Here is an 8,495-nt window from a genome sequence, read left to right as displayed (position 1 = left end):
CTACTACCTGCGGAAACGATCCGAAGGCAAAAATCACAACGAAGCCATGCGCTGCTTGAAACGCCGCCTGTCCGACATCGTGTACCGACAGCTGATCGGCGACACAGTCAAACAAAAGGCGGGCCCGGGAGGACACTCGGGGGCGGCTCTATCGTCTCGCGCGGCCAGCTGACACCCCGCACACCGGCTCTTCAGACAAGTCACTTCCCGAGCCCGCCCCCAAACCCTACAACCCGGCAAAAACCACCTACTTGACACAGAGAGGCGCCAGTATCGCACACCAGAGTTTTGGCAGCTCAGAGGCGGTATATAGGCTAGCCTAACAAATCGCCAAGACGATACCAGGACAATTGGGCAGGCAATTGGTCTGAGATACAGGTTGTGGTCCGACGCCGAACGATTCTTAACGATGCCTCAGTCGGTGGTGTGGACGATCAGCACGTCGGTCTTAGACCTGCGGGAGACTTCGGATGGGACCGATCCCAGCAGCCGCCCGGCGACGCTGCTGAGTCCGACGTTGCCGACGACCAGCAGGTCGGCATGGACCTCCTCGGCCAGGTGCACCAGCGCGTTGATGGGGGCACCGACGATATCCTTCTCCTCCACGTTCTTGGCCCCGGCTTTGTGCGCCCGCTCCCTGGCGTCGTGCAGGATCGCGTAGAAGGGGGCGTCGCCCACCATCCGGTAGTCCGCGCCGTGGGTGCTCCCCGGCGGCACGGCGTAGCCGCCGTGTTCCTCTGGGACGGGGAGATGCGCCGTCGCAACGATCAATTTCGCGCCGTGATCCGCAGCGATCGCGCCTGCGCGGTCCACCGCACGCAGCGACGAGTCCGAGCCATCGGTGCCGACCACGACGGTCTGATAGGCGCTCATTTCCCACCCAGTGTAAGGCCGACGGCGGCTCATTAGAGTGCAAACCGATGTAAAGCCGGTCCCCCGCCGGAGGTATCAGCCGGGGCCGTTGCCGTTGAACTGAGAAGTGTCCACGGCCGTGGACACTTGCAGTGGAGCCGGCGGCCCGGTTGTCGTCGATGTCACCGCCGTCGAGGCTGCCCCGACAGCATGTCACCACATATTTGACCGGCTTGGCCATCACGCTCCCCCGTTCGCGGCCATCTTTAGACAGCGGCGCCGCTATCTCACGATCGCGGCCTTGCGCGGCATGCTGATAACGCATCGCGGCCTGTGGTGTCGAATGCCCCAGGCGCGCCATGAGTTCGGCCAGGCTGGCACCGGTAGCCGCAGCCAGCACGGCACCGCTATGCCTCAGGTCATGCCACCTCAGGTCGCCGCGACCTCAGTATCGCACCAGAGTTTTTGCAGGTGCGAGGTAGTTTTCGGGGCTGGTCATTCAGCGCGTGCCAGATACGTGCCAGATAAGCGGAGGGCTCCCTAGAGCGGCACGCAACCGCACCAAAGTAGGGAGACGTAGCGCTCGACAGCAGTACGCTCAATGCCGTGCCGGACACCTCGTACGCGTCCTGCGGCGATCTCAGCCTGGCGTATCAGGTGTTCGGCGACGGGCCTGTCGAGCTCGTCGTCGTCATGCCGTTCGTCAGCCACATCGAGCTGGCCTGGACCCTCCCCCAATTCAAAGCGTTCGTTGAGCAGCTCGCCACGTTCTGTCGCGTCCTTTTGTTCGACAAGGCCGGGGTCGGGCTTTCGGACCCGGTGCCAAAAGTTCGCACGCTGGATGATCGGGTGGCCGAGATCGAGGCCGTCATGGACGCCGTCGGCTTCGGACAGGCCGTCGTCTCCGGTCTGAGTGACGGTGGACCGGCGTCCATGATGTTCGCGGCAGCACGGCCGGAGCGAGTGCGGGCGCTGATCCTCTGCGGCACATACTCGTTTCACCCAGGCAGGTGGGACGACATGGATCGCGACCCGGCCGAGCTGCGGGCGCGCTTCCTTTCCGAGCTGGGTGAGGACTACACGCCGTCGATTGAACAGCTCGCCCGCTGGCTGGAAGCCGGCCGCGCCGTGCGCTCCGGGTGGGGCAGCGGTGCGGCAGCCAGCATCAGCGCGCCGTCGGTCCGGTCGATACGCCAGCTCGCAATGTTGGAGCGCATGAGCGCGAGCCCGGGAATGGCGCGGGCGTCATTCGAAGCAGCCTTTCTGACTGACGTGCGACCGATCCTGCCAACGATCACCGCGCCAACCCTGGTCATCCATGCCCGCGAGGACCCCGCGGTTCCGGTGCAGGGCGGCCGGTATCTCGCCGACCACATCCCCGGCGCGCGGTACCTGGAGGTCGAGGGTGTGGACCACGCACCCTTCTTAACCGAGCCCGACAAGATCCTGACCGGGATCGAGGAGTTCCTCACCGGCAGCCATGCCGCGCCGGCACAGTCCCATCGCGCCCTGCGCACCGTGCTATTCACCGACATGGTCGCGTCGACGGAACACGCCGCGGCGACGGGCGACGAGCGGTGGCGTGCGGTGCTCCACCGCTTCGGTGAGATCACCGCCGAACTCACGGAACGATTCGGCGGCACGGTGGTCAAGAGCACCGGCGACGGCCACCTCACCACGTTCGACGGCCCGACGCAGGCCATCCGCTGCGCCGAGGCCGTGCGCGCTGACGCCGAGACACTGGGCATCGAGATCCGCGCTGGCATCCACACCGGCGAGTGCGAACTGCTGGACGCAGACATCGGGGGAATCGCGGTACACATCGCGGCGCGGATCCTCGGGCACGCAGGGGCGGGCGACATCCTCGTGTCCCGCACCGTGCGCGACCTGGTCGTTGGCTCGGGCACGGGCTTCGAGGACCGCGGCAGCGTCGAGCTGCGCGGTGTGCCCGGTATCTGGCAACTGCTGGCAGTCGATCGCCATGGTGCGCGGGCGGGATCGGCCGAGGCGGAACTGGCATCAATGCCCACTCCTGGCCGTCGGACCGCGATGCGTCGCTCCGACCGCGCCGTGGAGGTGATCGGGAGGCGCGCACCGTGGATTCTCCGCGGGATGGCCCACCTCGCCCCGGCCACCGGCCGCCGCTGAACAGCCGGAGTCAGCGCGCTTGGAGGTGTCTGAGTCCTCGACATCGTTGACAGGTGAGTCGCATTCACATACCACCGACGCCGATGCATCCGTGCTGGACCCCACGTTCACGAGCTGCCTCGACAATCCCTAGAATGCCGGCGCTGATCTCGTTGAGCCCGGACAGGTCCTGCACCGGCATGTTCAGCACCGAGGCCAACGGCGCAGCGGTCTCCTGCGTCCTGATCAGCCCGGACGGGTAGCGGCATTTTTTTGGGGTGGTATCCGAACCCGAACCACAAGCGCCGGGACGTCCTCGGGATCCGCAGAAGGATCAAGATGCTCTCGCTGCGGCGCGGGAACTGCCGGCCGAGGTCGGATATCAGGGGACGACGATCGCTGCGGTCGCTAGGCGCGCCGGCATCGGCGCTCCCACGATCTATCGCCGCCGGCGACGGCGCGAGGCACTCATTGAGGATGCCGGGTTCGATCACGTACGGCCGGCGCCCCTTCGTCCAACGACAGACGACCTGCGTGCCGATCTGCACGCATGGGTAGAGCTCTTCCTGGCCCAATTGGCCGATCCGGTCATCCGTGCCGCAGTTCCCGGCCTACTGCTGGCGTGGCAGCAAGAAGAAGGGCTCTACAAGCGGTTTCTGCTGCGCAACGAGCGCGATGTGCGGGCGCTGTTCGCCCAGCGGGTAGCGGCCGACCGCGTGGCTCAGCACGCCGAAGCCGCCTTCGACTTCCTGGCCGACAGCACGTTACTTCGGGCGGTGACCCTCGGGATGATCGACGCGGAGGAATTCTGCGAACGTACTGCGGATGCCCTTGCCGCGCTGGTCCATTCGTCCTGGCAATCGGACGCCACCGACAGCCGGTCCTAGTGACTACTCAGGACCGCCGTCGGGCGGTGATTGGCCGTTATGCCCAGGAGGCGAGTTGTTCAGCCACTTCCTCAGCCGGAGAAGGCTTTCGACGACGATCCCGATGGCCAAGAGGGCCAGGATCACCACAATCGCGGCGGTCACGTGTCAATGGTGACAGGTCGAAGTTCGGGTGCTGCCGACGACACCGCCAACTCCAGCAGGCAGAATTGGTAAGTATGTCCACCCCACCCGGCCAAGTGCTCCGCATGCGGGCGGTTGACCTCACTAACCGCCTCCCCGGCTACCTCTTCCGCGAGCACGGTGAAGGGGACAATGCCTGGAAGCGGGTCAAAACAAGGGTTGTCTGCGAGTCGAGCCCCCACGACGGCAGTCCGCTACCCCAAATGTGCACCGTGAAATTCACCGACGGAACAGAGCGTTACTTCAACCCCGACGACCAGGTGGAAATCAGACCCTAACTGAGTGAGTTTTTTGCGTCACCGCCATTGGGTGGGGCACAAGAACATTCACGCGACAGGTTCCAAACATCAAAGTTGCTTCTGCCAGCGAGAACCCGGCCGCGCAAGTTATACGTTGGCCTGGTCAACCGTGAAGACCCATCGGCTGAACCTCCAGACGCCTGCCTGCTTGACCGCGGTGAACTCGTAGCAGCCGGTCAGTTCGGGAGAGGGTGGCCCGGCGTCACGAATACCGAATACCTGGAGATAACAGCGTCCAGTCGCCTCAGTGGCGTTTTGGCGGGTGAACCAGAAGGAGTTCAACGCGTGGCGGCGTTGGTTGTTCTCGGCTTTGAACGCTGCTTTCCTCGCGGCGAGAAAATTCATTACCGTGTCGATATCCTGCGACAGCATGCGGTCCTCATGCCGTAAGACAAGTTCCGGCGAGTCGGTGAATAGCGCGCGGAACTCGTCCAGCTCGTTCTCGTCGTAGGTATAAGCGTAGGCACCAAACAAGTTGATGATGGCCAGCCGATCAGCGGCGTCGAAGGCCGTGTCCCCGATTGTCAACTTGAACTCCTCAGCAGCTAGTAGATCGGACTTAGGCGGGTCCACTAAGCGGACTGCAACCAATTTTCAACACCGGCCCATGCTCGCGGCGCCACATTGCCGGTGAAGTCGTTGGCGAACTGCTAGCACACCCGCCGAAGTGGCGACTGCGCGGACACTGCGAAGCCGCGGTCACTCTGCTGGAGCGCTGAGCCTGGCCCTCGCGACGAGGGGCTACTCAATCCCCGAGACAATTGGATATTTACTGCGGTGTCAGCTTTCCAAATTGGTTGCAAGTGATACCAATACAAGTGACGCATGTTAAAGAAGTTATTCGAACCGTGCTTCGGCGCAGAGTGATATCGCGCTATTTACGCAGGTAGCCCGCCCGAGCAAGGCATTTCGCGATGCAGTTACGTTTGAAATTGCCGTCGCTGGGCTATGCGGCTCTTGCGGTCTGGCCTCAATACCAGGTAACCGCTATGAAAATGAAGGAGCCCAAGGAGCCCATCGTGAAAATCACAACGACGACTGTCAAGACGGCCATCGGTGCCGCTGGAATCGCTGCTGTGAGCGTTGTTGCTGCAGCAACTGCCTCGGCTGCGCCACCAAACATCCAGGGATTCGGTATCAGCGAACCGCTGATCGACGGGCCGTTGGTGACCAACTACACGGTGAGCAACCTGCAACCGAGCAGCGTGGCGATCCCCGGCTACACCCCTAAAGGAACGCTCTACCAAGCAGACATCACCGCCAAGTCGGACGGCGGGCTGGTTACCCCTATGGTTAACGACTTCATCGCCCGCGGGCCCAACGGCCAGAACTACCGGGTGATCGACAAGGTTCAGGCCCCGGGCAGCCTCAACCCGGCGCCGATCCCGCAGGGCAGCGAGTCGACCGGCACGCTGTACTTCGACGTGACAGGCGCACCGCCGAATGGCGTCGTCTACAACGACGGAATGCAAGACATTCTGATCTGGACGTCGAACGTGCCGGAGACCTCGGCGCCTGGTGCAGCGCCGAACTCGCCTAGTGCACCGCAGAACTCAAGCCCTGCACCGGGTGCGCTTCCTGGTCCGGCCACAACCTAATCCGTTCGCATACACCTCCCCGCGCCACGCCTAGTGGCGTGGGGAGTTTTGCGTACACGGGAATTCTGCGCAACTGAACGAGTGCCCGCGCCGGTGTGCGCTTAGATTGCGGAATGTCGTAGTACGGGTTCGCGTTGCCGAAGATGATGCCCCGCAGGGTCTTCCGCAGCAGTGTCAACATTGACAGGTTCAGAGTGGCGTCTTCGACCTCCGTTTTGGAGGACAGGCGCCGCACCTCTTCTTTCCCCTAAGTACCGTCTACATCTTCTGAAACGGGTGACCCGGATAGTGATGATGTCATCCGGTTCTCGACCTTGAACGCTCCGGCGAAGCGAACCTCTAAAAGCTCGGTGAGGTCGCCCGCGGCGTGACGGTCTTCGATAGCCGCCCGAAATCGGGCCGCTGTATCTGCGACGTCACCGGCCAGCGAGTAGATAGCCAGAAATCCCGGCTCGCCAGGTTCCGTACTTCGATAGAGCGTCGCTGCGTCGACGCCGTCCACGGCGAGAGCATGACGAAACTGGACCTCCGCGTACCAGGTCAAGAACTCCTCAACGCGCTCCTCATCACGACAACTGGTGAGGGCAACGAAGATGCCACCGCCATCGGTCATTGGTTCTGCTCCCGTCGCTTCCAACAAATCTCGATGGGCGATCGAGACTCGACCGCTTGACGGCCGCTCTCCACCGCTTCGTGGTCCACCTTTCCGGATCGGACCTGGCCGTTATCAGGTAACAAGGTTCTCACTCACGATTTCCTTCCGGTCTTGTGTCGCTTTGACATCTCAGGTCTCGCACGAATCGATCTACCGCGATGTGTACATGCCGTCACGGAAAGTGTTCGACGCCAGCATGTTTCACCATCTGCGTAGTGATCGTTCGATACGGCGACCGCGTGGCAAGCGGTCCTCATACGGCCGCGGCCAGCTCCACAACACGATCTCCATCCGGCAGCGTCCCGTCGAGGCCGACGATCGTGAGGTGCCCGGACATTTGCTCGCTTGGCAGCCGAACGACCTGTGGCCGCCGCCGCCACCTGGCTGGATGTTGACACAACCCCCGACTCCATCGCGCAGGATCCGTCACGTGTTCAAGCTTTAGCCGCGGCGAACACAACATCGACCACCGCACGCGCCCGGGTCCCGAAGGCCCGATCGCCGAGCAGACCCGATCCTCCCGTGCACCTTCTTCACCGGAAGCCGCCCGACAAACCCGTATGGGCATCGACCAGCTCCGCACACCACGCCCAAACATCCAGACATCGGGACCTTTGCCGACGTTCATGCAGATGGGCAGCACATCGGCGAGCTAAGGACATCAATGATGCGGCGCTCCGATGAAGGCGTGCTCAAGATTCTCAGCGGTTGCCATCACGGCATGGCGCGTCTAGAACGATGGCCCGGCAACATCGAATTGCGCGTGTGCATCGCTGACAGCGACGGTCACCTTCCGAAATCTTCCGAGCCGTTCTTGTGGCAAGCCGAGCGGAGAGAAGCCGACAAACTCCGCTAAATACGGCCGGCGACAAACGCTGCTGTGATTCTTTTTTGCAACCGATGATTTCCCTAGCTCGCTATCCCGTGAGGTCTTCCACCTTGGCGTCGGAAGCGTGCTTCTTGATCGCCTCAATTCCCTTCTCCGCGCTGGCCTTCGACTCGTACCCTTGACTGGCGGCGATGATCTCGCCGTTCGGGGCCTTGAGGTGGAAGCGGAACTTGCCGTGGGCCATCCGTTTTTTGGAACCTTGGTGACGGCCCCACGGCGGCGTTTAATGATCGACATGACTCAGCCGCCTCTCCCGCGCCCTGTGGCGTTGACGTGGACCGCGCTCACCGAAGGTCATTGGTCGCTAGTCGTCACGAAAGACACAGGCTCTGTCGCGGCCTCGTTGAGTCCTGTCGAGCATGCCTGGAGCGACAACCGCGAGTATCTGATCGGAGCACTCGAAGACGGCTGGTGGCTCGCCGTGGAAGTCGACGGCAAGCTAACCACGCTGGCGTCGCCCTTCCCTTCCGAAGAAGCTGCTAGAGAGCGAGCCGAGGCGCTGGAGGCTGGAACCGAGTGAATTGCGCCGCGCCGGCCGGGCGTCCACGCTGTCTCCCTATGCGCGATCTCGACACCATCGACTCCGAACTCCGGCTCCTGGCCGTGGTGCGTTGGTCGATCCGCGAGCACGGTGGCGAGCCGTCGAGCCGCCAGGTCGACGAACTCCTCGATTGGCGCCGCGAACTGACGCGGCGTCCGCTACTGCGACTGCTCCTGGCACATCGGGAAGAGGTCGCTTTCTAAATCGGAACGACCCGTAGGGCCCCCCGCAAACAGTCCTTGGCCGCCGTCGGACTCTCTTTCCCGGTGTTCTGTTTCATCGACTTTGCGCTCGGGATCCAAACATTTGGCGTCGCGATCGACCGATAGAGGCGCAGGCTGCAGTTATGCAGCGATGGGTGCGCGAGAGAACTTTGATTCTGGCTCACGGGTCGAATCCGCCCACCGAGGCTACTGACGCAACGACAATCAATTAGGAGGTTGTGCAGCAATGGATTTCGCACT

General features: G+C 62.8%; 10 protein-coding genes and 3 pseudogenes. 6 read left to right on the top strand and 7 right to left on the bottom strand.

Annotated elements, in window-relative coordinates; all coding sequences use genetic code 11:
• Window positions 1-414 precede the first annotated feature (414 nt).
• Entirely contained in the window at window positions 415-873 is a 459-nt protein-coding gene (locus ACLQI9_RS30215; RefSeq protein ID WP_442392661.1) for a universal stress protein, read from the bottom strand.
• Between the two features lie 244 nt (window positions 874-1,117).
• Window positions 1,118-1,297: pseudogene (locus ACLQI9_RS30210) on the bottom strand (tyrosine-type recombinase/integrase); the annotation flags it as partial.
• Window positions 1,298-1,458: 161 nt separating this feature from the next.
• On the opposite strand from ACLQI9_RS30210, the gene ACLQI9_RS30205 reads away from it, so the two are divergent.
• On the top strand, window positions 1,459-3,000 hold the full coding sequence (locus ACLQI9_RS30205; protein ID WP_442392659.1) for an adenylate/guanylate cyclase domain-containing protein: 1,542 nt from the start codon (window positions 1,459-1,461) through the stop codon (window positions 2,998-3,000).
• Window positions 3,001-3,133: 133 nt separating this feature from the next.
• On the opposite strand, the pseudogene ACLQI9_RS30200 reads toward ACLQI9_RS30205, so the two are convergent.
• Window positions 3,134-3,235 (bottom strand): annotated as a pseudogene (locus ACLQI9_RS30200) (histidine phosphatase family protein); the annotation flags it as partial.
• Between the two features lie 22 nt (window positions 3,236-3,257).
• On the opposite strand from ACLQI9_RS30200, the gene ACLQI9_RS30195 reads away from it, so the two are divergent.
• On the top strand, window positions 3,258-3,866 hold the full coding sequence (locus tag ACLQI9_RS30195; protein ID WP_442384087.1) for a TetR/AcrR family transcriptional regulator: 609 nt from the start codon (window positions 3,258-3,260) through the stop codon (window positions 3,864-3,866).
• Window positions 3,867-3,869: 3 nt separating this feature from the next.
• On the opposite strand, the gene ACLQI9_RS30190 is transcribed toward ACLQI9_RS30195, so the two are convergent.
• A complete protein-coding gene (locus tag ACLQI9_RS30190) occupies window positions 3,870-4,010 on the bottom strand; it encodes a hypothetical protein (RefSeq protein WP_442384085.1) in 141 nt (46 codons plus the stop codon).
• Between the two features lie 74 nt (window positions 4,011-4,084).
• On the opposite strand from ACLQI9_RS30190, the gene ACLQI9_RS30185 reads away from it, so the two are divergent.
• Window positions 4,085-4,327, top strand: a complete 243-nt coding sequence (locus ACLQI9_RS30185; protein WP_442384083.1) for a hypothetical protein — start codon at window positions 4,085-4,087, stop codon at window positions 4,325-4,327.
• 108 nt (window positions 4,328-4,435) lie between these two features.
• Here ACLQI9_RS30185 and ACLQI9_RS30180 read toward each other — a convergent pair whose 3' ends face one another.
• The gene (locus tag ACLQI9_RS30180; RefSeq protein WP_442384081.1) at window positions 4,436-4,876 is read right to left on the bottom strand and encodes a nuclear transport factor 2 family protein; all 441 of its coding nucleotides are present in this window, start codon (window positions 4,874-4,876) and stop codon (window positions 4,436-4,438) included.
• Window positions 4,877-5,367: 491 nt separating this feature from the next.
• On the opposite strand from ACLQI9_RS30180, the gene ACLQI9_RS30175 reads away from it, so the two are divergent.
• Window positions 5,368-5,946 (top strand): MPT63 family protein, encoded by a 579-nt coding sequence (locus ACLQI9_RS30175; RefSeq protein WP_442392657.1) that lies wholly within the window; start codon window positions 5,368-5,370, stop codon window positions 5,944-5,946.
• Window positions 5,947-6,193: 247 nt separating this feature from the next.
• Here the strand turns inward: ACLQI9_RS30175 and ACLQI9_RS30170 are convergent, their stop codons facing one another.
• Both ACLQI9_RS30170 and ACLQI9_RS30165 read right to left on the bottom strand, forming a co-directional pair.
• Entirely contained in the window at window positions 6,194-6,559 is a 366-nt protein-coding gene (locus tag ACLQI9_RS30170) for a hypothetical protein (RefSeq protein WP_442384079.1), read from the bottom strand.
• 959 nt (window positions 6,560-7,518) lie between these two features.
• Complete coding sequence (locus ACLQI9_RS30165; protein ID WP_442384077.1) at window positions 7,519-7,674, bottom strand: YegP family protein; 156 nt, start codon at window positions 7,672-7,674, stop codon at window positions 7,519-7,521.
• Window positions 7,675-7,725: 51 nt separating this feature from the next.
• On the opposite strand from ACLQI9_RS30165, the gene ACLQI9_RS30160 reads away from it, so the two are divergent.
• Complete coding sequence (locus ACLQI9_RS30160; RefSeq protein WP_442392655.1) at window positions 7,726-8,010, top strand: hypothetical protein; 285 nt, start codon at window positions 7,726-7,728, stop codon at window positions 8,008-8,010.
• Between the two features lie 38 nt (window positions 8,011-8,048).
• A pseudogene (locus ACLQI9_RS30155) lies at window positions 8,049-8,162 on the top strand (DUF732 domain-containing protein); the annotation flags it as partial.
• Between the last annotated feature and the right edge of the window lie 333 nt (window positions 8,163-8,495).

The sequence above is a fragment of the Mycobacterium sp. genome (genome assembly GCF_052143115.1).
Taxonomy (GTDB): Bacteria; Actinomycetota; Actinomycetes; order Mycobacteriales; family Mycobacteriaceae; genus Mycobacterium.
Note: the sequence above shows the minus strand (reverse complement) of the source record. Positions and strands in the feature narration are given on the sequence as shown.